The 23,950-nt window shown below is 27.6% G+C and carries 24 protein-coding genes; 15 read left to right on the top strand and 9 right to left on the bottom strand.

The genetic code is table 11. The features are described 5' to 3' along the window. Window positions 1–11 precede the first annotated feature (11 nt). From AELL_RS09455 to AELL_RS09430, 4 genes are all read right to left on the bottom strand, one after another. Window positions 12–833, bottom strand: coding sequence for an HDOD domain-containing protein (locus tag AELL_RS09455; RefSeq protein WP_118917726.1), 822 nt, complete (start codon window positions 831–833; stop codon window positions 12–14). Window positions 834–906: 73 nt separating this feature from the next. Further along, window positions 907–2,736: a selenocysteine-specific translation elongation factor gene (selB, locus tag AELL_RS09450; protein WP_118917725.1), complete on the bottom strand. Its 1,830-nt coding sequence runs from the start codon at window positions 2,734–2,736 to the stop codon at window positions 907–909. Beyond that, the gene (gene selA, locus AELL_RS09445; RefSeq protein WP_118917724.1) at window positions 2,736–4,091 is read right to left on the bottom strand and encodes an L-seryl-tRNA(Sec) selenium transferase; all 1,356 of its coding nucleotides are present in this window, start codon (window positions 4,089–4,091) and stop codon (window positions 2,736–2,738) included. Before selA ends, selB begins: the two co-directional genes overlap by 1 nt. A 342-nt stretch (window positions 4,092–4,433) precedes the next feature. Continuing rightward, a complete protein-coding gene (locus AELL_RS09430) occupies window positions 4,434–5,321 on the bottom strand; it encodes a tetratricopeptide repeat protein (protein WP_118917722.1) in 888 nt (295 codons plus the stop codon). A gap of 602 nt (window positions 5,322–5,923) precedes the next feature. Here AELL_RS09430 and AELL_RS09425 point away from each other — a divergent pair. After that, window positions 5,924–6,250, top strand: coding sequence for a gamma-glutamylcyclotransferase family protein (locus tag AELL_RS09425; RefSeq protein ID WP_118917721.1), 327 nt, complete (start codon window positions 5,924–5,926; stop codon window positions 6,248–6,250). Between the two features lie 72 nt (window positions 6,251–6,322). Beyond that, the gene (locus AELL_RS09420; RefSeq protein WP_118917720.1) at window positions 6,323–6,781 is read left to right on the top strand and encodes a tetratricopeptide repeat protein; all 459 of its coding nucleotides are present in this window, start codon (window positions 6,323–6,325) and stop codon (window positions 6,779–6,781) included. A gap of 24 nt (window positions 6,782–6,805) precedes the next feature. On the opposite strand, the gene selD is transcribed toward AELL_RS09420, so the two are convergent. Further along, complete coding sequence (gene selD / locus AELL_RS09415; RefSeq protein ID WP_206731998.1) at window positions 6,806–7,843, bottom strand: selenide, water dikinase SelD; 1,038 nt, start codon at window positions 7,841–7,843, stop codon at window positions 6,806–6,808. 236 nt (window positions 7,844–8,079) lie between these two features. On the opposite strand from selD, the gene AELL_RS09410 reads away from it, so the two are divergent. The 3 genes from AELL_RS09410 to AELL_RS09400 are packed head-to-tail and all read left to right on the top strand — an operon-like array spanning window position 8,080 to window position 9,776. Beyond that, a complete protein-coding gene (locus AELL_RS09410; protein WP_118917718.1) occupies window positions 8,080–9,171 on the top strand; it encodes a transglutaminase-like domain-containing protein in 1,092 nt (363 codons plus the stop codon). Then, the gene (locus AELL_RS09405; RefSeq protein WP_118917717.1) at window positions 9,168–9,494 is read left to right on the top strand and encodes a transporter; all 327 of its coding nucleotides are present in this window, start codon (window positions 9,168–9,170) and stop codon (window positions 9,492–9,494) included. Before AELL_RS09410 ends, AELL_RS09405 begins: the two co-directional genes overlap by 4 nt. Before the next feature lie 3 nt (window positions 9,495–9,497). Then, window positions 9,498–9,776 (top strand): heavy-metal-associated domain-containing protein, encoded by a 279-nt coding sequence (locus AELL_RS09400; RefSeq protein WP_118917716.1) that lies wholly within the window; start codon window positions 9,498–9,500, stop codon window positions 9,774–9,776. On the opposite strand, the gene AELL_RS09395 is transcribed toward AELL_RS09400, so the two are convergent. The 4 genes from AELL_RS09395 to AELL_RS09380 are packed head-to-tail and all read right to left on the bottom strand — an operon-like array spanning window position 9,769 to window position 14,039. Further along, window positions 9,769–10,644, bottom strand: a complete 876-nt coding sequence (locus AELL_RS09395) for an alpha/beta fold hydrolase (protein WP_118917715.1) — start codon at window positions 10,642–10,644, stop codon at window positions 9,769–9,771. The genes AELL_RS09400 and AELL_RS09395 overlap by 8 nt on opposite strands. A 9-nt stretch (window positions 10,645–10,653) precedes the next feature. Continuing rightward, complete coding sequence (locus tag AELL_RS09390) at window positions 10,654–11,316, bottom strand: response regulator (RefSeq protein ID WP_118918647.1); 663 nt, start codon at window positions 11,314–11,316, stop codon at window positions 10,654–10,656. Next, window positions 11,306–12,895 carry a sensor histidine kinase gene (locus tag AELL_RS09385; RefSeq protein WP_118917714.1) on the bottom strand — a complete coding sequence of 530 codons (1,590 nt, stop codon included), beginning with the start codon at window positions 12,893–12,895 and terminating at the stop codon, window positions 11,306–11,308. The genes AELL_RS09390 and AELL_RS09385 overlap by 11 nt, the downstream gene beginning before the upstream one ends. Then, window positions 12,885–14,039, bottom strand: a complete 1,155-nt coding sequence (locus tag AELL_RS09380; protein WP_118917713.1) for an ABC transporter substrate-binding protein — start codon at window positions 14,037–14,039, stop codon at window positions 12,885–12,887. The genes AELL_RS09385 and AELL_RS09380 overlap by 11 nt, the downstream gene beginning before the upstream one ends. A gap of 151 nt (window positions 14,040–14,190) precedes the next feature. Between AELL_RS09380 and AELL_RS09375 the strand changes: the two genes are divergently transcribed. The 10 genes from AELL_RS09375 (at window position 14,191) to AELL_RS09330 (ending at window position 23,950) form a co-directional block, all read left to right on the top strand. Further along, window positions 14,191–15,873 carry a 4Fe-4S binding protein gene (locus AELL_RS09375; protein ID WP_118917712.1) on the top strand — a complete coding sequence of 561 codons (1,683 nt, stop codon included), beginning with the start codon at window positions 14,191–14,193 and terminating at the stop codon, window positions 15,871–15,873. Between the two features lie 3 nt (window positions 15,874–15,876). Beyond that, the gene (locus tag AELL_RS09370) at window positions 15,877–16,605 is read left to right on the top strand and encodes a TorD/DmsD family molecular chaperone (protein ID WP_118917711.1); all 729 of its coding nucleotides are present in this window, start codon (window positions 15,877–15,879) and stop codon (window positions 16,603–16,605) included. A gap of 97 nt (window positions 16,606–16,702) precedes the next feature. Next, complete coding sequence (locus AELL_RS09365) at window positions 16,703–16,912, top strand: Tat pathway signal protein (protein WP_118917710.1); 210 nt, start codon at window positions 16,703–16,705, stop codon at window positions 16,910–16,912. Window positions 16,913–16,930: 18 nt separating this feature from the next. After that, entirely contained in the window at window positions 16,931–19,753 is a 2,823-nt protein-coding gene (locus AELL_RS09360; RefSeq protein WP_118917709.1) for a formate dehydrogenase subunit alpha, read from the top strand. A gap of 10 nt (window positions 19,754–19,763) precedes the next feature. Further along, a complete protein-coding gene (gene fdh3B / locus AELL_RS09355; RefSeq protein ID WP_118917708.1) occupies window positions 19,764–20,378 on the top strand; it encodes a formate dehydrogenase FDH3 subunit beta in 615 nt (204 codons plus the stop codon). A gap of 55 nt (window positions 20,379–20,433) precedes the next feature. Further along, entirely contained in the window at window positions 20,434–21,330 is an 897-nt protein-coding gene (locus AELL_RS09350; protein ID WP_226805977.1) for a cytochrome b/b6 domain-containing protein, read from the top strand. A 70-nt stretch (window positions 21,331–21,400) separates the two neighbouring features. Further along, window positions 21,401–22,189, top strand: a complete 789-nt coding sequence (gene fdhD / locus AELL_RS09345) for a formate dehydrogenase accessory sulfurtransferase FdhD (RefSeq protein WP_118917707.1) — start codon at window positions 21,401–21,403, stop codon at window positions 22,187–22,189. Beyond that, the gene (locus AELL_RS09340; protein WP_118917706.1) at window positions 22,182–22,610 is read left to right on the top strand and encodes a ModE family transcriptional regulator; all 429 of its coding nucleotides are present in this window, start codon (window positions 22,182–22,184) and stop codon (window positions 22,608–22,610) included. The genes fdhD and AELL_RS09340 overlap by 8 nt, the downstream gene beginning before the upstream one ends. Next, on the top strand, window positions 22,594–22,965 hold the full coding sequence (locus AELL_RS09335) for a winged helix-turn-helix domain-containing protein (protein ID WP_118917705.1): 372 nt from the start codon (window positions 22,594–22,596) through the stop codon (window positions 22,963–22,965). The genes AELL_RS09340 and AELL_RS09335 overlap by 17 nt, the downstream gene beginning before the upstream one ends. Then, the gene (locus AELL_RS09330; protein WP_118917704.1) at window positions 22,958–23,950 is read left to right on the top strand and encodes a cysteine desulfurase; all 993 of its coding nucleotides are present in this window, start codon (window positions 22,958–22,960) and stop codon (window positions 23,948–23,950) included. Before AELL_RS09335 ends, AELL_RS09330 begins: the two co-directional genes overlap by 8 nt.

Here is a 23,950-nt window from a genome sequence, read left to right as displayed (position 1 = left end):
TAGTATATAAATCACTTTTCATCAAGTAATCTATCTTGTAATACTTCAATAGATTTTTTTAATATTGTTTCATCAAAATTAAACTCTTTTGCTTTTCTTAAAGCTTTAGCTATTTGAATAGTAGAAAATGGTTCTTTTGGATTACATAATATTTTTGCAATATGTAAAATTTGAGATTTTTTAAGGAATTCTTCATCACATTTATTTAATTCATCTACATATTCTATAGTTTGAATTAGATTTTCACTTAGTTTCCAATGTTTAAATATTTCAGCAGTAACTTGAGCTGTTGTTACTCCTAATAACTCTTTTTCTATTTCACTTATCTCTGCTCCAAGAGCTAATTTTTCTTGAAATTTTTCAGTTAAATTATTTGAGATAATTACTTCTGATAAGATAAATAATCCAGTTTGTTGTAAAAGAGCTGGTAAAATCAAATCATCTCTTAACTCAGCATCTTTTTTACTTATCCAAAGATTGATTAATGTTGAAGTTAATCTTGTAGATTTAACATAATCATCATGGCTTATTCCATAAGGTTTTAAATCAGTTGTTAGCATATTTTGAATAGTTTCATTAATGGCAATAAAAATCGCAAATTTCATACCTAAAAGATTAATCAATCTTCCTAAAGTTTCAACTTTTGAACGAAAACCAAACATTGCTGAGTTTGAAACTTTTAATAAAGTAGATACGATAAATGGGTCAGTTTCTAAAATAGATATTAACTCTTCTACCTCTTGAGTCTCTTTTTTTCTAAATATTTCTATTTTTGTGATAGTCTCAGGAAGAGGTGGAAGGTCGTTTATCTTTTCAATTATTTCATTTATCATTTAAAAATTATCCAGTATGAAACTAAGAAAATAGCTTTTCTTGTGGCTGGATTATATTTTAAATTTCATTAAACTACAAGAATATTCTTTTGGTTTCTACCTTTTTAATATCAGAAAAGTTGTCTAAATAATCTAAATATGTAATTAAATATTTTCTACTTAAATCAAATTTCTCTTTAAAATTAGAAAGTTCGATAAAACCTTCTTCTTTTATAATCTCTTTCATTATTTTTACCATCTTATTTAGACTTTCAAAATGTATAAAAATATTGTGTTGTAGTCTTATTATTTGTTTTTTAGAAGTAAGTGATTTTAAAATATCATCACCAACTTTTCTATCAATATCCAAATCATCATAGATATTATAAGGAGCGGTTGGAGTTATATCTTCCTCTTTTAATCTTTGTAAAATAATATTCTCTAAATCTTTAGTAAAATCTTCTTTTATGTTTGCATTTTTATATAAAGAGCCATCTTTTGTTAAAAAACCTTCATTTTCAAGTTCATCAAGAACAAGTTGAATAAATGCTGTACTTGCCCATTTTAATCTAAGATTTATAGAGGCATTTGAAAGTAGGGCATAAGAGTTTTTTGTATAAATCTCTTTTATAAAATCTTTTATCTCATCTTTTGTGCAAAGTGGATAAATAACCAACTCTTTTTCATCTACAAAAACATTTTGCATATTTTTTGCAAAACTAATTGCTTCGTCGTGAGAAAGGGCAAATCTTTGAGTTGAAGAGATAATTCCTAAACCTTTTTTATGGGCTTCAAGAAGTTCATTATATGCAGAAATAAAATCTTTTTTATCCAACGCTTCCAATAATCTTTTTTTCTGATTTTTTTTCATTGGGTCAATTACTGGATTTAAAATAACTCCACCACAAATAGTTTCATTTCCACTTCTTAAAATTACTTTTTCTCCAAAAACTGTATAAAGTGGTTCATTAGCTTTTAATGTTGCATAACCCTCTTCAAGGCTTGTTATACAATCAAAAAGCAAAACTTTTAAATCAATTTTTTTTGCTCCAACAAATAGAGTATAAGTTTGATTGTGATTTAGTTTTTTATTTTTTAAACATTTAAAAGAGATATCAATTCCATCAAATCCTCTAATATGTCCTTTTTTTGTGATTAAATCACCTTTTTGAATGGCTGTTATATTTACATTTTGTAAGTTTAAAGCTGCTCTAGAAGAGATATTTGCTTCTAAAACATTAAGATTGTGAACTTGAATATTTTTAATTCTTGTCTCTTTTTGGCTTTGGCAAATAAAAAGTTTTTCATCAATTTCACATTTTTTTCCAAGAACCGTTCCTGTTACAACTGTACCAATTCCTTTTGGAGAGAAGACTCTATCCACATAAAATCTAAAGAAATTTTCTTCTTGTTTTGTTGAGTTTTTTATACTAAATAGTAAAGTTTTTAATTTATTTATAGAGTTTTCATCATAAATTGAAACAGCAGAAATAAACTTGATTTCAAAATCAAAATTTTGTAAAAACTCTAAGATTTCTTCTTTTTTTAGTTCAAGTTCTTCTGTTGTAACTAAATCTTTTTTTGTAATAACTACAATTATCTCTTTAAGTCCAAGTAAGTTTATGATTTCTATATGCTCAATTGTTTGAGGTTTTATTCCCTCATTTGCACTAATTACAAGCATTACATAATCAAATCCAAAAGCACCTGCAATCATATTTTTTACAAGTTTTTCATGTCCTGGTACATCAATAAAAGCAATATTTTGTTGACCTAATGAGAGATTTGAAAAAGATAAATCTATTGTAATACCTCTTTGTTTCTCTTCGTTTGTTGTATCTCCTTCAAAACCATTTAATGCACGAATTAAAGCCGTTTTTCCGTGGTCAATATGACCTGCTGTTCCTATAATTATATTTGACATTAGTTACACTTTGTGAATAAATTTTTTAAAATAATTTCAATTTTTTCTATCTCATCTTCTAAAATAGTTCTAAAATCAAGTATTACTCTATCATTTTCAATTCTTGAGATTAAGTTGTTTTTTCTTAGAAGTTCTTCTAATTTGTTTGCTTTATAATTTTTGTACTCTAAACTCAAACCAATCGAAGGAATTTTTTTATTAGGAGTAGTTCCTCCTCCAATCATTGTTTGAGTTTTTATAACTTCACAATTACAAGTATCTTTTAATCTCTCTTTTAAGTTCGTTGCTCTTTCTTCTAAAGTTTCTAAAGTTGTGTGAAGCATCTTTAAAGTAGGGATATTTTCTAATTCATTTTTTAAATAAGAATTTATTGTATCTTCCAAAAGTGCTAAAGTGATTTTATCAACTCTTAGCATTCTTAAAAGTTGATTTTTTTTGATTTTGTCTATTAACTCTTTTTTCCCAATAATTATTCCAGCTTGAACACTTCCTAAAAGTTTATCTCCTGAAAAACTCAATAGACTTGGATTATATTTCATGATTTGTAAAATAGATGGTTCATTTGCATTTAGATTAAAAGGTAAATCTATCATATGCCCACTTCCCATATCATAGTAGTTTATTAGATTATTATCACTTGCTACTTTTACAATCTCTTCAAAATCAACTTCGCTTGAGAAACCTTCGATTGAGTAGTTTGATTTGTGTACTTTCATCAGCATTGAAGTTTTTTCATTTATAGCATTTTCATAATCTCTTAAATGAGTTTTATTTGTAGTTCCAATCTCTTTTAATATTGCACCACTTTGAGCCATAACTTCTGGAACTCTAAAACTTCCACCAATTTCAACCAATTCTCCACGACTAACAACTACCTCTTTATCTTTACAAAAAGTGTTTAAAATAAGAAAAACAGCACTTGCGTTATTGTTTACAACAAGAGCATCTTCACAACCTGTTAGGGCTTTTAAAGCTTTTGATATATGTTCATATCTTTCTCCTCTTTTGCCTTCTTTTAGGTTATATTCTAAATTATTGTAAGAAGTAGCGATTGAAATAGCTTTTTCTAGAGATTTTTTATCAAGTAAACTTCTGCCTAAATTTGTATGAACAATAATTCCTGTTGCATTGATAAGATTTTTTAAAGAAGGAGTTGTTAACTCTTCATATTTTTGTAAAACTTCATCTACTAAACTGTTTTCATCAATATTTTTTATTTTTTCATTTAAAATATTATTTCTTAGATTCTCTAGGACTTCTTTTGTAAGTTTTGTAATCAAAGTTTTAGATAATCCTTCAAAAGCTTTGTGTGTGATAAACTTATCAACCTTTGGAATGGATTTAAGTAAAATCATTTTTACCCTTTCAGATGTTTTTAAAATTTTTTAATGTAAGATTTCTTTTCTTTAAATGGGAGATAAGTGTACCTGGTGGGCACCACAGGCTTCAACCCTGATTGACGGTTTTTGTGTAAACGCCGTGGGAGGTTCAATTCCTTCATCTTCTCGCCATAAAAACCCCTATATATTGGGTTTTGTTTCAAAAAATTCTATCAAAATAATTATTCATAAAAACTTAAAAAGAGTAAATTATTTTTTACTTTTTTCTTACATAATAAAGAAAAATGGTATTTATAATAAATACCATTTTGGAAAAAACTCGATAATTTTTTGCTTAAAAATTACAAAAAATAAATTTTATTTATTATAAGAATTAATTTTATTTTCTAAATTTTTTAGATTTGTTGAAATTACAGTATCTCCTGATTTAACTGATAAAGGTTTTGCTTGATTATAGTAAGATTTAGCTAGTTGGATATTATTTTGTTTTAAAGCAGAAAAACCAAGATAAATTATACTATTTGCTTCTGTAGAAATATCACCAGCATTATGACAAATAGTATTTGCATCTTGTAAAATAGTATCAGCTTCTTGATAATTTTCTATTAGATATTTAAAAGCTCCAAAATTTGATTTTGCTAAGCACAAAGATAGATAATCTCCATTTTTTAGATTTAATTCTATAGCTTTATTATAAAATTCAGCAGCTTTATCATAATTTCCTAAATATCTATGTGAAAGAGCTATATTATTGTATGTAATTGCTTTATCATTTTCAGTTTTGTATTCAAGAGCTTTTGTATAATATTCTAAGGCTTTATTTTCATCATCTAAATTAGAGTAATATAAACCTAAGTTATTATAAGCAGCTCCAATATCAGAGTTATTTTTTCTTTTTAATGCTGAATTTAAGTATTTCATATTATAAGCTAATTGAAGTTCTTGATTACCTAAAACTGAATAAACCATCGATAACTTATTATAAATAAAAGCTAAATCATTTTCTCCCAATGCTAACTGCTCAGCTTTTTGTAAATATGGAAGCGCTTCTTTAGGTCTTCCTTGAATTCTTAAAGAATCACCCGCATAATAATTATTAATAAGAGAATTGTCTTTTTTAATTTGTTTAATATAACAATCACCTGATCTTTTATAGTCACCTGCATTATATAAACCAGAACATTCATCTTGTGCACTAAAAACCAAAGATGACATTAGTGTAATACTTAATAAAAATTTTTTCATATATTTCCTTTTTTTAATTATTCACAAAATGTGTGAATTTTTTTATAAATAAACTTAATTTTTCTATTTTTAAACCATTTTTTTGACCAATCATAATAATAATATTCATATTAAATATTCTCTTATAGTGCTTTTACTAGGTCTAGTTCTAATGTTTTATGAAAATTTTCTTCAACTAAAGAAAAAATTCTTAAGGGTAAAGTAAAAGCTGTTATTTCATTTTTCATATTATATTTTTTTCTAATAATACTCTAAATGGATTCCATAAATCTTTGGTATATTATCCTATTAGTTCTATTGTATTCGCAGCAAATAAAATAGAAGCGGATAAAAGAAAAGCTAGAGATATTTTTTTCATTTTCTTCCTTGTCTTTGATTTCTAACTATTATAACTTTCAAATGACTCAGAAAAGACTCTTTTTTGAATTAATAATTAGATTTAATAAAAATTGTTTATAGATTTTATAATATGGGTTTTCGAATATAAAGAATAATATTTGATAATTTAAAAGATTTGAAGAAGTTATTGATAATAAAAACACACTTTTTACCTACTTTTGGACATTAGAATTTATTGATAAATATTAGAAGGAATTTATTTTATGGAAAGATTATTTGTATATGGAACTTTGGCACCAAATAAACCAAATGAGCATATTTTAAAAGAATTAGAAGGCACTTGGGAATACTCAACTGTAAAAGGTAATCTATATAAAGAAGGTTGGGGTTCTGACATGGGCTATCCTGGAATTGTTTTAGATGATAAAGGAAATAATATTCAAGGTTTAGTTTTTTCATCAACTCAATTAAACAACAAATGGGATTTTTTAGATAACTTTGAAGGGAAAGAGTATAAAAGAGTTTTAACAAAAGCAAAACTTTTAACAGGTGAAGAGATAGAAACTTATATATATGCTTTAAATAAATAGAATTTTTTAAATAAATGGTATTATTACAAAAATAAAAACTAAAAATTATCTTTGTATAAAAAGAGGGAAATAATGAAAAAAGTAGTTTTAGGTGTTGCAATCTTGGCAATTATTGTAGGTTGTGCTGTATATTTAGATAAATCTAATGGCGAAACACCTATTGAAAAAACTCAGGTTGAAAAAACTGAACAAACACAAAATAATGAAATTAAATCAACTTTTGAAATAACAGAAGAAAAAGCTTTAAAAGGTGATGTTAAAGCTCAAAATGATTTAGGAAATATGTATGCAACTGGGTCTGAAGTTGAACAATCTTATCAAGAGGCTTTAAAACTTTTTGAATCAGCTGCAAAAAAAGGTTATGCAGAAGCACAATTTAATCTTGGAACTATGTATCAAAATGCAATTGGAGTTGAACAAGATTTTGAAAAAGCTATAAAATATTATAAACAAGCAGCTTCTCAAGGACACGCAGAAGCAAAAGAAAATCTTCAAACAATCTGCGAAGAAAATCCAGAACTTTGTAAATAAAAAAGAGTTTTTACTCTTTTTTATTTAATGAACAATTATCGGTGTTATTCCCCTTGGGATTACATGACCTATAATAGTTGCATATCCAAAACTTAACTCTTCAAGCTCTTTAATATACTCTTTAGCGTCATCTTCTTTCATAGCTATTAATAAACCACCTGAAGTTTGTGCATCACATAAAATTGCCTTACAATGGTTTGGAAGATTGTTTAAATATGTGATTTTATCTTCTGTATATTTCATATTTCTTTTTGTTCCACCAGGAATTACATCTTGATTTGCTAATTCAATTGCTTCAATCACCACTGGAACATTATTACAAGAGATACTAAAAGTAACCATTTCATTTGTACACTCTAAAGCATGTCCCATAAGCCCAAAACCTGTAATGTCTGTACAAGAACTTACTTCATATTTTCTCATAATTTTTGATGGCAAGTAGTTTAAACTTGACATTATTTTTGCGCACTCTTTTATTAGGTTAATATCAATCAAATCCCTTTTTATGGCTGTTGTTAAAATACCCATTCCAAGAGGTTTTGTTAAAACTAAAACATGCCCAATTTTTGGAGTATTATTTCTTATTACCTTATTTGGTTCTATCATTCCAGTTACTGATAATCCATAATACATCTCAGGTGATTCAATAGTATGACCACCTAAAAGAACTCCTCCACACTCTTTGATTTTTTCATTTCCACCATTTAATATAAGACCTAAAGCCTCTTTTGATATATTTTTTTTATCAAAACCTACTATATTCATGGCTGTTTTAACATCAGCTCCCATAGCAAATACATCACTAAGTGCATTTGCAGCAGCTATTTGCCCATAAATATATGGGTCATCTACAACTGGAGTAATAAAATCAAGTGTTTGAACAATAGCTTGGTTTTCATTTATTTGATAAACACTAGCATCTTCACTTGTATCAAATCCTACTAAAATTCTTTCATCATCTGGTGTTAAGTGGCAAATTGTTTGTTTGAGGTCCCCCGGACCCATCTTTGCAGCTCAACCAGCAGCTTGAACGAATTTTGTTAGTTTATATTCATTGTTCATAAAAATTTATCCTTGCATATTTGCAAAATTTAAGTAGGTATTATACATAACAATCTTTAAAAAATTAGTTAAAAATAAGTAAATTTTTTTTTACTATTTAAGTGGTGGTTTATAATTTATATATTAAAATTAGGCAAAATTTAGTTCAAGACCATAGGTTATGGTTTGACATAAAGAGAGCTTTTCCCTCACTTTATCTCTTAATAGAACAAAAAACTATTAGAGGTTATTCTATCATGAAAAGAAGAACATTTTTAAAAACAACAGCTGCATTATCAGGTGCTGTGATTTTATCTCCAAATATTGCATTTGCACAAGAAGAGACAAATCCATTTGGAATTACAAGTAAACCAAGAAAATTCTCATTAAAAAATAGTTATGTAATAGATAGTTCAGATATCACACAACTTTGGATACCTTTACCAAAAGATGAGAGTTACCATAAGGTTGTTGATTTTTCTTATAAAGGAACTTTTGATGAAGCAAAAGTTGTAAAAAATGATTATGATACAAGAGTTTTATATGTAAAATGGGACAAAGGTGATAAAAAAAGAGAACTTGAAGTATCTTTTGATGTAATTATGCAAGAAAGAACTACAAATTTTAAAAATGCAACATCAAATACAAATTATCCTGAAGATATAAAAATCTTTTTAAAAGGAACAGAACATGTTCCTGTAACATCTGGTTTAACAAAATATGCAAATGAAATTACAAAAGAGGCTAAAACTCCACTAGAAAAAGCACAAGCTATTTATGATTGGACAGTTACAACAATGTACAGAGATGAAAATGTAAAAGGTTGTGGAATTGGTGATGCTAAAAAATCAATTGAAGAAAAAATTTATGGTGGAAAATGTACAGACATTAGTTCTGTTTTTGTTTGTTTATTAAGAAATGCAGGAATTCCAGCAAGAGAAATCTTTGGACTTAGAGCAGGGCAATCAAAAATCTCAAATGCTTGTGGAAAAGCAGATGATAAAGGGTTTGCAAATGTAACTGGTGGACAACATTGTAGAGCTGAATTTTATGTAGATGGATTAGGTTGGGTTCCAGCAGATCCTGCTGATGTTACAAAAGTAAGACTTGCAGAAAAATTAACAAATGAAGATAAAAAAATCAAAGATGTTAAAAAATATTTCTTTGGTTCTTGGGAGATGAATTGGGTTGCATTTAATAGTGCAAGAGATTTTATTTTGACTCCAAAACCAACACAATATCCTTTAAATATGTTAGGTTATCCTTATGCTGAAGTTGGTGAAGATGCGTTAGATTATTATGATGCAAAAAAATTCGCTTACACATATACTTCTCAAGAAGTTTTATGAGCAAAAATAGTTTACCAATAATAGGAGCAGTTATAACTGCTCTTTTATCAACAATATGCTGTTTGCCAGCGTTTTTGTTTTTATTTTTTGGAGTGTCAAGTGGAGTTCTAAGTTATTTTACAACTTTAGAATATTCAAGAATTCCCCTTGCTATTTTAGCAATAGGATTTTTTTTATTTGCATTTAAAAATTTTAGAAAAAAAATCTCTTGTAAATGCCAAAAAAGAGAGATTTATAAACAGTATGGATTTTTTTCAATATTTTTTGTATTGCTTATAAGTTTGCTTTTTTATCCTGAATTTATACCACTTTTTATGGATTAGATTATGAAAATATTAGTTTTATTTTTTATGTTGCTTTGCTCTAGTTTTGCTTCAAAAACTTCAGTTTTTAAAGTAGAAGGAATGCATTGTCCACTTTGTACAACAGCTGTTAAAAAGGCTATAAATGAACTAAATGGGATTGAAAAAGTAAGTGCAAGACTTAATACAAAAGAAGTTACTGTTATTTATGATGAAAAAGTAAAAATCGAAGATATTTTAAAAGCCATAAAAACTACTTCTTACGAGGGTGTTGAAATCTCAACTAAACAGAGTTCTAATTAAAAAACTCTTTTAGTTTTTGGCTTACTTCTTTTGGTTTTTCTTCGGGTAAAAAATGCCCACAATCTAAAGCTTCTCCACCTACATCTAAAGCATACTCTTTCCAAACATTTAAAACATCATAAGTTCTATTTACAAAACCTTTTTCTCCCCAAAGTACAAGTAATGGAGTAGATATTTTTCTATTTCTATCTTTTTCATCATCACTCATATCTATAGATGCACCAGCTCTATAATCTTCACAAGTTGCATGAATAGAGTCTTTATCAAAACATCTTACATATTCATCAATTGCTTTTTTATCAAAAACAGAACCTTTTGCACTCCATCTTTTTAGTTTCTCTTCTAAATAGTATCTTGGATTATTGCCAATCATTGTTTCAGGTAAAAAATCAGGTTGTATTAAAAAAAACCAATGATAATAACCAGTTGCAAAAGCTTGGTTGGTATTTTTAAACATGTGATAAGTTGGCGTAATATCCATAACACAAGCTTTTAAAATATTGTTTGGATAATCTAAACACATCCTATGAGTTACCCTTGCACCTCTATCGTGACCTGCTACAAAAAATTTATCAAAGCCTAATTTTTGCATAAGAGTTATCATATCTTTTGCCATAGATTTTTTTGAGTAAATTAGGTGTTTTTCATCACCTTTAGGTTTTGAACTATCTCCATAACCTCTTAAATCAGGACAAATAATATAATACTCTTTTGATAATTTTTCTACAACTTTATGCCACATAATGTGTGTTTGAGGATAACCGTGTATTAGTAATAAAGGTTTGCCTTTTCCTCCATGAGTTACATTTATAAAAATCTTTTCTTCAACTAAAATTTTTTCATTTTTAAACTCTTTTGGAAAAAGCATAATTATCCTTTAAATATTTTCTAAAGCACTTTCGTTAAATCTATATGTTTTATGTTGAACTTTTACTAAGATGTTTTTTTCTGCTAAATCTTTAAATAGTTTGATTAGTGTCGGTTTTGAAATGGAAAACTTTTCCATAATATCTGTGTAAGAAGCAACAAATAAATTTTCATTATCTAAACTATTAATTATAAATTTTACAATTTCAACTTGTTTACTATCAGTAATAGCAGAGATTGTTTTTATAACATTGTTGTTTTTTCTTATCTCTTTCTCTTGAATAATTGGAAGTAATACTTCATGTAAAGTATTTAATAACTCTTTTAAATTTATAGGTTTTACAATATAGTTTTCAACTTTTAATTTTATAGCTTCAAGTAGATAGTTTGTATCTGTGTGGGCTGTCGTAAGAATAGTTGGAATATTGATATTTTTGTTTTTAATGTGCTTTAAAAAGTCTATTCCATTTTCATCTTTTAGTAAAATATCAGAAATAATTACATCAACTTTTTTATTTAATAATACATCAAGAGCCTCTTTAGAAGTTTTTACAGCATAAATATTATTTACAAAATCTTCTAATACATCACTTGTATGTTTTAATAAACTCTCATCATCTTCAAGATATAAAACATTGAAGTTGTGTAAAATATTCAAATCTTTATTTATCATTCTTTTTCTCACTAATTTCATTTATTGGTATTTTTATTGTAAATAGTGAGCAGTTAAAAACTTTATCATCTTTTATTTTATGTAAAATATTTTTGCAAAAAATTTCCCCATTCATATGTTTTTCAATAATTTGTTTTGACATATAAAGTCCGATTCCAGTTCCTGCACTTTTATATTTTGTTGTGTAATATGGCTCAAAAATTTTTGGTAGAACCTCTTTTGGTATTCCTCCACCATTATCAACAATATTGACTACAAGACTATTTTTAAACTTATTTACAATAATTTTGATAATTCTATCATTTTTGTCAACATTAGAAGATAAAGCATCTTTTGAATTTGAGATAATATTCAAAAAAACATGTGATAATTCATTGTAATAACTATTTATTTTTACATCTTTTCGTACTTTTAACTCTACTTTTATTCCTTCTTGATTTAAAAAATATTTTGATAATTCTATTGAGTGTTCTATACAATTTTTAATACTAAATTCACTTTTTATTTTATTTGGTGAGAAAAAATTTCTAAAATCATCTAAAGTATTTGACATATTAGAAGCTAATAGTAAAGCATCATTTACTTTTTCTTCAACAAACGAAGGAGTTAATTTTCCTAAAGACATTTTTGTTTGAAAACTTTGAATAATCATAGTAATAGAACCCAAAGGTTGACGCCATTGATGAGCTATGTTATTTAACATTTCACCTAAAGAAGCAAATCTTGCTTGTTGGAACATGATAATATCTTTTTTTCTATTTTGTGCTACCTCTTTAGAAATCTTTATTTCAAGATAGTTATTTAACTCTTGTAACTCTTTTGTTTTTTCTTTTACTTTCTCTTCCAAAGAGTTGTGAAGATGTTTAAAGTGATTGATTATGTAAAAAGACAAAATAATAGAAAATAAAAAAACTATAAAAATAGAGATAATTGAAAAAATCAAAATTATGTTAAATATTTTATCTGTATTTCTTTTTTCATTTATTGCTAAAGATAAATCATAGTTAATCAAACTTGTTAGATAAATAGATAAAGCATTTATTTCTAAATCTAAATTTGAATAAAACTCATCATTTTTTTCAAGATTTATTTTTGTAATTAGTTCTTTGATAATTTGCATTTTTTTATCTATATTTTTCAAAATAGAAGATTTTAAAGTGTTGTTTTCATAATAATTTTCCTCTTTTATTATGAATAATTTGATAAAAGTTGTAAGTAACTCTTTATTTTCAACCTTTATTTGATTTTGATATAAATCCCAATTTTTATTTATGATTTCAAGACCTAATTTTAATACTTCATTTGCTTGTTCATATGAAATCTGTTTTTTTTCTATATCATTTAAAGTCTCTTGAATATTTACAGCATAGGTATCTTTTATATTTTCAAGTTCCATCAAACTTTTTGTTCTTTTATCAAATAAAATATCAAAATCGTTTTTTATAGTAAAAATAGAAATTTGAGAAAGAATAATAATACAAATCATTCCTCCAGCAATAATAAAAATTAGAAAAGCTGTTTTATATTTAAAATTTAGATTATCAAAATAGTTAAGAAGTTTATTAAATTTATTTTTCATTTGAAATTTCTTCAAATTTATCATTTTTGTATTCAAAAAGGTAAATTTTATTTAATAATTGAGTGTTTTTAAACTCAAGAGGAATCCCATCTAAAAGGTTTTTAGGAGTTGTTTTAATCATATAAATAAATTTTTCTCTTGTAATTTCACCTTTTATTCTTGAAATTGCATTTACTAAAACTTTTGCACTTAAAAATGTCTCTAAAGATAAAAATCCTAACTCCTCTTGTGGATAATATTTTTTCATCAAAGTTTGATATTCGACAACTGATGGAATTGAATTATCCATATAATTTGGAACAACTTGAGAAAAAATAAGATTGTTTGTATTTGTATTTAATCTTTTTAGCTCATTTATCATTGAGTTTGCATCTCCAAATGAGATATTACAAAAAATTACATCTTTTAGATTTTCATTCTCTTTTGCTTTTTTTATAAATAAAGAGTTTGTTTTATATGCTCCAACCATAAAAATAACTTCTGGTTTAGCATTTTTTATCTCATTTAAAGCATGAGTTATTGATAAAGTATTTCTTTTATATGAACCTTCTGCTACTAAGTTTAGATTTTTTCTTTTTAGTGCATCTAAAACAGAGATATAACCTTCTTCTCCATAATCATCATTTTGATAAAAAACAGCGATTTTTTTTAGATTTTTTTTGTAAATAATATAATTCATCAAAGATTCTATCTCTTGGTCATAAGAGGCTCTAAAATTTATAAAATTTTCGTTGTAATTATCCCTTAAAAATGAAGCTCCTGTAAAAGCAGAAAATAGAGGAATATTCTCATCATATAAAATAGGAAGAACTCTTTTAACTGTTGGTGTTCCAACAAGACCAAAAAGAGTAAAGACTTTATCTTCAAAAATTAGTTTGTTTATATTTTCAATTGTAAGTTCAGGTTCATATTTATCATCATAAGTTAAAAACTCTATTTTTTTATTTTTGATTAGATTTTTTTCATTGGCATAATTAAAATAACTATTTGCTCCACTTGTTACAGCATTTCCCCAAGATTTGATTATTCCACTACTTGGAATAGATGAACCAATAAGTATTATTTTATTATTAAATACTTCATCTTTAATATAAACATAAAAAATAATAATCAAAAATAAAAAAATAGGTATTCTTTTTAGCATTTTGAAGTATACAAAAAAAAGATAAAAAAATTTGAATAAAAAAGTAAGAAAGAATAAAATGGTAAAAAATATTTTAACTTTTAAGGTTTATTTAACTTCTAAATATATAGAATTAAGTAAATTCAAATGTTTATTAAAAAGGGCATAGTTTATGCAAGATTTTATATATTATAGTCCAGAAGGACTTGAGTTCCCCGTTAGTGAAGAGATATTTGTTACAACAAATATTGAAGATGCAAAAGATAAAAATTTTATTATTTCAAATACAGATGAAATAGCAAGTGAATTAACTGCAAAAGAGATAGATTTTTATATTAAAAATTCACAAGATATTCTTTCAAACAAAATCAAAAATGTTTCAAAACTTTATGAAATAGCTGTTACAAAATATGATTCAGCACAAGATATTTCATATTCACAAAAAATTTCAAAAGAACTTTTATTAATTACAAATACAAAAGAAGAGTCTAATAATTTCATTTTAAAAATAAATGCAGATGATTTTGAACTTTACACTATAAATGAAACTATTTTAAAAAAAATAGAAGGTCACATAGGAAATCTTAAAGTAACTGTGGATGATAAAGGTAAAGATATAGTTTTAAATGTTTCTCAAATAGTTTGGTTTGGTGCAAAAGAAGAGGGATTAAAACAAAGTGGGACTTTTGATATAAATTCATCAAATATTGATGAAATTATTGAAACTTTAAAAGCAAATATTAATTCCTATTCATATAAAAAATTTACAACTTATGATAAAACAATTTGTCAATATGATGGAAGACGAGAAGTTGTTTGTTCTAAATGTGAAGAGGTTTGTCCAACTGTTGCGATAACAAAAGATGATAAAACAAAAACATTAACTTTTTCTCAAATAGATTGTCATGGTTGTGGTGGTTGTATTTCTGTTTGTCCAAGTGGTGCCCTTGATTATGCACCATCAAATAAAGAAGCACTTTTTGAAATGAGTAAATTTTATAAAGATACTCATCCTTTAATAATCCCTTCTAAAATGAATATACAAGATTTAGAGGTTTCTTTAAAAGAAAATATTTTACCTTTTGCAATAGAGGGTGAAAAATTTTTAGATGAAACAGCTTTTTTAACACTTCTTCAAATGTCAGGTTCTCAAGTGGTTTTTTATAGTGATTTTTTATCAAAAGGTACAAATGATGCTATTAGAATTGTAAATGATATTTATCAAAAAAAATACCAAAAAAATGCCATTTTAGTAGCAATGAATAAAGAAGAGTTAGAAAAAGCTACAAAAGAGGTATCTTTTGTAGAAAATACATATTTTAATTTCAATCAAGAAACTCTAAAAAAAAGAGAAGTATTTTCTCATAGACTTCAAAAAATAGTAGGTAATGATAATTTAGGAGAGGTAATCACAGGAGAACATATTCATTATGGAAAAGTAAAAGTTAATCAAGATTCTTGTACTTTATGTTTAGTTTGTGTTGGAGCTTGTAATGTTGGGGCATTAATTGCCGATGCAAAAGATAATACTTTAAGATTAAATCCAAGTATTTGTACTTCATGTGGTTATTGTGAAATTTCATGTCCTGAAAAAGATTGTTTAACAATCAAAAGAGATGTGATTGAACTTGAACCAAACTGGTTTAAAGAAAATATTCTAGCTCAAGATAAACTTTTTGCTTGTGTTGAGTGTGGAAAAGAGTTTGCAACAGCAAAATCAATACAAAAAATAGCTTCAATAATGGCACCAATTTTTTCAAGTGACTCAGTAAAAGAGAGAAGTTTATATTGCTGTGCTGATTGTAAACCAAAAATTATGATGCAAAATTATTTTGACAAAAAAAACAAGGATTAAATAGTGCAAGATAATCAAATAATTAACAAAGCTAGAGCTTTATATTACAATTTTTTTGCAAACTTTTTTGTGGTTAGTCCAAAAAGTGAAAACTATTTTGAATTAATTAAATTGTTAAATATTTTAAAAGAAAATCCTTTGGACGAGAGTTCAGCAGAAGCCTTAACTAATATTTCAAAACTTTTAGATTCTTCTTCAAATGTTGCTTTACTTCAAGAATTTGATGATTTATTCCATAATCCATTAAATGAAAAAATTAGACAAACAGCCTCTTTTTATGATGAAGGTGTTGAATCAGGTAAAAAAAGAGTTGAAATGATAGAGTTTATTTCAAAAACAAAACTTAGACGAGATGAAAAAAACTATTATGAATATGAAGATTCAGTTGGATTTATCTTTTCATTGATGGCTGAATTATCTGATATATTAGCAAATGGACAAAAAGAGTATGGAAATACAGTTCATTGTATTTTTGCACAGATTTTAAATGAGTTTATTGATGAGTTTGCAAAAGATATTTATGAACATGATAAATCAAATATTTATAAAGAATTAATGGTTGTTTTACATTCATTTGTTGAGTTTGAAAGATTATATCTTGAAGTTTCAAAACCACTTAAAAAAGAGAGAATTATCAAAAAGCAAGGTGATAATTGGGGAGATATTTCAGATGAAGAGAGACAAAGAAGAGAAAGAAATAGAGCTTTAAAAGCTTTAGGACCGAAAAACTAAAAAGGTTTTCCTTTTTAGGGATTTTATAAAAAAAGTTAGGCTTTTTTTATAAAGTCTCTTAAATTTAGGGGGCTTAATTTCTATAAGGAGGTCAGTCGTGCAAGAAAGCAGAAGAAATTTCGCAAAAAAAGCCGCGATTATAACTGCTGGTGCTGTAGCTACAGGTACTACTGTATTGGCTGCTACTGGTAAATCATCTGTTCAAGATGATAGCAATAATGGTGTTGTTGTTGGGAAGTCTCGAAAAAAAGAGATTCTTTATAAAAAAACTGCGGCTTGGGAAGAATTTTACAAAAACGCAAAATAAATTAAGTAGGAGAAGTATATGTCAGCAAATACATATGAAGCTTTGAATGCAAAAGTAGGACGACGGTCATTTATGAAAATGGCTGCTGTTGCAACGGCATTTGGAGTTACATCGTCTTTTGCAAGTACACCAGCAACTAGAGCAGCGACAGAAGAAGAGATTAAAAATCCTTTTCCTGGTTCAAAAATGGTTAAAACTATTTGTACAGCATGTTCAGTTGGTTGTGGTGTTATTGCTGAGGTTCAAAATGGTGTGTGGGTAAGACAAGAAGTTGCTCAAGATCATCCTGTATCACTTGGGGGACATTGTTGTAAAGGTGCCGATATGATTGATATGGTTAGATCAGAGGTAAGAGTTAAACACCCAATGGTGAAAAAAGATGGAAAATGGCAAAGAATTTCATGGGATGAAGCTTTAGATGGGATTGCTTCAAAACTTGAAAATTTAAGACAAAAAGATGGACCTGATTCAGTAATGTTTTTAGGGTCAGCAAAATTCAATAATGAGCAAGCATATTATTACAGAAAATTTGCTGCTATGTTTGGAACAAATAACATAGATCATCAAGCTAGAATTTGACATAGCTCAACAGTTGCCGGTGTGGCAAATACATGGGGTTATGGTGCTATGACAAATTCTTTAGGAGATATTCAAAACTCTAAAGCAATTATAATTTTTGGAGCAAATCCAGCGGTAAATCATCCAGTTGGTTTTCAACATTTCTTGAAAGCAAAAGAAAGAAATAATGCAAAAATTATTGTTATAGATCCAAGATTCACAAAAACTGCTGCAAAAGCAGATTTATACGCACAAATTAGACCAGGTACTGACATTGCATTTATGTATGGAATGTTAAATATCATTTTTGAAAATGGTTGGCATGACCAAGACTTTATTAATAATAGAGTTTATGGAATGGAAGAGATAATGGCTGAAGCTAAAAATTGGCCAATTGAAAGAGTTGCTGATGTAACAGGTGTTAAAGCTGATTTAATAGTTCAAATTACTAAATTATATGCTTCAGCAAAACCAGGAACTTTAGTATGGGCTATGGGTTTAACTCAACATACAGTGGGAACTTCTAATACAAGATTAGCTCCAATTTTACAACTTGCTCTTGGAAACATGGGAGTTGCAGGTGGTGGAACTAATATTTTAAGAGGTCATGATAATGTTCAAGGTGCAACAGACTTTGGTTGTTTATCAGATTCGCTTCCTGGATATTATGGTTTAGCTGAAGGTTCATGGAAATATTTTGCTTCTTCTTGGGGAGTTGATTTTGAATGGTTAAAAACAAGATTTAAATCACCTGAATGGATGGGTAAAAATGGATTTACACTTGCTCGTTGGTGGGCTGGAGTTTTAGGTGGAAATGAAGGTGAAGATGTAATTCATAATGCTGGAACAAATCTAAAAGCTTTATTTGTAATGGGTAATGGAATCACTTCTACTGCTCAAACAAAAAAAGTAAAAGAAGCACTTGATAAACTAGATTTAGCAGTATTTTGTGACCCATTTGTAAATGAGGGTGCGATTATTACTGATAAGCAAAATGATGTTTATATTTTACCAGCAGCAACTCAGTTTGAAACAGCAGGTTCAGTAACTGCAACAAACAGAAGTGGTCAATGGAGATATGAAGTTATTAAACCTATGTATGAATCAAAAGCTGACCAAGATATTATGTTTGAATTGGCAAAAAGATTAGGGTTTTATGAGCAATTAACAGCTGGTATGGGTAAAGGTAAAGATTTTATTTGGCCAGAAGATGCAACAAATGAAATATCAAGAATTATTAAAACTATTGGTTTGACTGGATGGACGGCTGATAGACTTAAAAAACATACTGATAATTGGCACATGTTTGATGAGATTTCACTTGCTGGTTATGGTGAAATGACAGGGGAATATTATGGTTTACCATGGCCTTGTTGGACAACAAAACATTCAGGAAGTCCAAATCTTTATGATATTTCAAAACCAGTTAAATTCGGTGGTATGGGATTTAGACAAAACTTTGGATTAGAGCATGAGGGAGTTTCATTATTAACACCTAAAGGTTCAGCACCAGTTGGTGGAGTTCAAGATGGTGGTTATCCTGAAATTACAAAAGAGAACATTGAAGCTGTTTTAAAAATTACTTTAAGTGAAGATGAAAAAGCAAAAATGGGTGCAAACTGGAAAGTTGATAAATCTAACTTGATTGTTGAAAAATGTATTGAGGCGGGAATCGCTCCTTATGGAAATGCAAAAGCAAGAGCAAAAGTTTGGCAATGGGCTGACCCAATTCCAAAACACAGAGAGCCATTACATTCACCAAGAACAGATTTAGTAAAAGATTATCCAAGTTTTGCAGATAAACCAAATCACTTCAGAGTTGATACAAGATATATTAGTGAACAAACTAAACAAGATTGGGCAAAAGATTTCCCAATAAATTTAGTAACTGGAAGACTTGTAAATATGAATGGTGCGGGTGTTGAAAATAGAGCTAGTAAATATTTAGCAAAATTAACTCCTGAAATGTTCTGTGATATTAACCCTGATTTAGCAGGAAGATATGGAATTAGAGATGGCTCTATGATGTGGATTCATTCACCTCAAGGAAGTAAAATTAAAGTTAAAGCTCATTATTCATATTCTGTAACTCCTGATAGAGTATTTATTCCAATTCACTTTGCAGGTGTAATGGAAGGTGTTGATTTAAGCAATAAATATCCAGATGGAACATTGCCTTATGCAACAGGAGAGAGTGCTAATACAGTTACTAACTACGGTTATGACATAGTTACACAAATCCCTGAAACAAAAGGTGGTTTATGTCAGATTTCAAGAGCTTAGGAGAAGTAACATGAGTAATAATAAATTAGATTTTGCAAGAATGAGATTCTATTGCGATGAAAATAGATGTATTCATTGTGATGGTTGTTCAGTTGCTTGTGCCGAAGCACATGAGTTACCTGTAGAAATTAGTAGAAGAAAAGTTATAACTGTAAATGAAGGTAAGCAAGGGATGGAGTTTTCTTTATCTGTTGCTTGTATGCATTGTACTGATGCACCTTGTGAACAAGTTTGTCCAGTTGATTGTTTTTATATCAGAGAAGATGGAATAGTTCTTCATGATAAAAATAAATGTATAGGTTGTTCATATTGTTTATATGCTTGTCCATTTGGAGCTCCACAGTTCCCTAAAAATGGAGCATTTGGAACTAAAGGTGTTATGGATAAATGTACAATGTGTGCTGGTGGTCCTGATGAAACAAATAGTGAACATGAAAGAGAACTTTATGGGCAAAATAGAATTGCTGAAGGTAAAGTTCCAGTTTGTGCAGCTATGTGTTCAACAAAAGCTCTATTAGTTGGAGATTCTGAGTCTGTATCAAATATTTTCAGACAAAGAGTAATGTCTTCTGGGCATGGAACACAATCGGCACCTTATGGTTGGGATAAAGCATATGGAAAATAAAAGTTTTCTAAGTGAATATAAGGCTTACTTAATAGTAGGCTTTTTATTCATCCTTTTGACTTATTGGTATTTTTGGTTAGCAACAATTGCTGATATAAATTATGTATATCAGTTTTTGATGCAAATGTTAAAGGGTAATTTTACTGGACAAGTACTTCCATTTGAGAGTTTAACACAATATCAACAAATGGAAGTAGGACTTTTTGGACCAAATTATAATGCAATTGCGCCAGAGGTTATAAGAGCATTTGAAGAGAGACAACATTTACTACCAATAGTATTTTTAGTTGAATTTTTTCTATTTTTAACTATGTTCATTGTAGCAAAAGGAAGAAAACAAGCAGAAATTACTAGAGAAAATGACAAAGTGCAAGTTTATTCGCTTTTTCAAAGAATAGTTATTTTATTAAATATTGTAATTATGATTTATCTATTTATCACTGGATTTTCAATCACATTTGGAAATTGGACTGGTGGTGGATATATTCCAAGACTTATGAGAGCAACGCATGAAATAATTGGACTAGGTTGGATGCCAATTTGGTTTATTATGACAATAATTGCTTTTAAAGATCATAAGTTTTTTGTTCGACCAAGTGCAAAAATTTGGAATAAAATTTTCCTTAGAGGGAAATATCAACACATGGATAGAATAAACTATTATATGTATGTGGCATTTGGTTCACTTTTAGTTTTTAGTGGATTTGTGATTTGGTATATGTTTCCAGATGCAGCAACTCATGCTCAAACTATACAAATAAAAAGATTTATTTTATTTATCCATTTTATGGGTAGTGCGATTATTTCATTTTTTACATTTGAAACGGTATATTCATATTTCGTTTCTGTAAAAGGTTATATTCCAGGTGTAATTACTGGAAAGTTACCAATTGAATATCTAGAACAGTTAAGACCTGATGTTTTAGAAGAAGATAAGAGTTTAAGAAAATAGAGGAAGCTTTAGGGCTTTTTCTATTTAAAAAAGATTTTAAATATGCAAAATTTGCATATTAAGGAAAGATATGGACAACGCTAAATATTTAAAAACAGTAGTAATTGACAAACTTATAGAAAATGAAGCAACTATGGTTGAAGATGTGACAATTGAAGAGTCACGATTAAACCTTTATTTAAACGGAGAAAAAGCCATATCTATGATGTGTATTCCAAAAGACCAAGACGCCCACGCTATTGGTTTTTTAATGAGTGAAAATGTAATCTCTTCTATTGCTGACATAGAAGAACTTACAATTAGCGAAGATGGATTAAGAGTAGATGTAAAAGCAAAAATAGATGAAAATTCACTACAAAATTTATATAAAGAAAAAACTTTAGTAAGTGGTTGTGGTGGCGGAGTTACTGGAAATATTGAAGGAAGTTTAGAAATCCCATTTAATCAAACTTCTTTTAAAATAAAACCAGAAACTATTTATACAGAAGTTAAGAAATTTTATCAAGAAAGCGAACTTTATAATTTAACAGGTTGTGTTCATAAAGCAATGATTTATTTACTTGATGGAACAACTGTAACGGCTGAGGATATTGGAAGACATAATGCAATTGATAAAGCAATTGGAAAATGTAAACTTCAAGGATTAGATACAACAAAATCTGTTTTATTTGTAAGTGGAAGATTAAGTTCAGAAATGGTTACAAAAGCAGTTATGCACAGAATCCCACTTGTTGTATCAAGAACTGCACCAACATATTTGGGTGTTCAAACAGCACATAAACATGGAATAACTCTAATAGGTTTTGCACGAGGTAAAAAAATGAATCTTTATACACATAGTGGAAGAATAGATGTCTAGTATTGATGATGATTTTAAAATAGAGTTAGATTCTATTCAAAAAGAGTTATTACTTACAAATTTAGATGAAGAGGGGAAACTCTCTTGTTTAAAGGCTTTTAAAGTAGCAAGACTTATTGGAAAACATCCCAAAGAGATGAGTTCAATTACTAAAAGTATGGGTATCAAAATTACAAATTGTGAATTAGGTGTTTTTGGGAAATTAAAATTTCAAGACCCAAATATAGAAGTTTATAATAGATTAAAACAAAATTATATGGGACATAAAACCCTAGAGTGCAAAGTTTTATGGGATGAAGCCCAAAATTCATCTTTAAAAACAGTAGGCTCAACTGTGAAAAATTCAGATATTGAAGTTATTCATTGTCAACTAGGGTGTTTTAGAGAAAAAAAAGGTCATAAAGATGGAAATAAAAGTTAAAGTTTGGATTGAAGATGAGAATAAAAATCTCATCTTTGGAAGTGGAAAGACTGAAATCTTAAGACAAATCGAAGAAACAGGTTCTATTAGTGAAGCCGCAAAAAAAGTTGGAATGAACTATAAAAAAGCATGGAGTCATATAAAAATACTTGAAGAGTATATAGAAGATGATTTGGTAATTACAAAAAAAGGAAGAGGTGAGGATAGTGGAACAAAACTCACTTCTAAAGCAAAAGAGTTGATGAATCTATATAAAACTCTTGATGAAGATATAAAAAATTATTCAAAACAGAGATTTAAAGAGCTTTTTTTAGACAAAGAGTTAATAAAAACAAAGGAAAATATTGATGTATAAACTTAATTTCTTACAATATAATAATATGCAAAATTTGCATATTAACTCTGAATTATCATTAAATATTCTAAGTGATAATCAAAAATATTTAGAGCTTGAAAAAGAGTTTTTATCTAAATATTCTTTTGAAAATATTAACTATTTTTCTTTTTGTAAAAATGGATTTTTAGGTCTTTTACTTGAACTTAATAAAAAAGGAAAAATTGCTATTAGCCTTGGAGAAACTCAAAGTTTAATTGATGCAGCAAATCTTTTTGAGAGTTTAGGATTTGAAATAGTTTATCTTGATTTATTAAAAGATGGAAATGTAAATATCTCAAAATTAGAAAATCAAAATATAGATTTTTTATTTTTATCTTCTTATGTTATGGATACTTTTGTGAAAACTTCTTTAGAAGAAGTAAAAAAACTTACATCTGCAAAAATAATCTCAAATGCAAGTGCTTTTTTTGATAATAATAGTGATGTTATATATTTTGATGCTTATAAATTAACAGGATTTTTTACACATAGTTTGATACTTTTTAGTAATGATTTATTTGAAGAACAAGTTATTTCATCAAAAGATGTAATAGCTTTAAAAAATATTTTAGAAGCTTTAGAAAATCAAAAATTTGAAACAACTACAAAAGAGATATTTAAAGAAAAACTTCAAAATATTTTAAAAGATGATGTCTATTTTTTTGTTGATAATAAACAAACTCTACCTTATACACTTCATTTTGCACTAAAAAACATAAAAGCAAGGGAACTTATACGAACTTTGGCTTTAGATGAAATTTATATCTCAAATGGAGAGGGATGTTCTTTGGGATTATCGAAACCATCAAGAGTTATTCAAGTTATGGGATATGATGAAACTACAAGTAGAAACGCTATAACTTTGAGTTTTAGTGAAAAATATGATGAGCAAACAATAGAAAAAGTAGTAAATAAAATAGCTAAAAAATATTTACAAATAAAAGTTTTAAATCAAGGAAATTAA

It is taken from the genome of Arcobacter ellisii (assembly GCF_003544915.1).
GTDB classification, from domain to species: Bacteria; Campylobacterota; Campylobacteria; order Campylobacterales; family Arcobacteraceae; genus Aliarcobacter; species Aliarcobacter ellisii.
The sequence above is the reverse complement of the archived record's forward strand: the minus strand, read 5'-3'. Positions and strand labels throughout refer to the sequence as shown.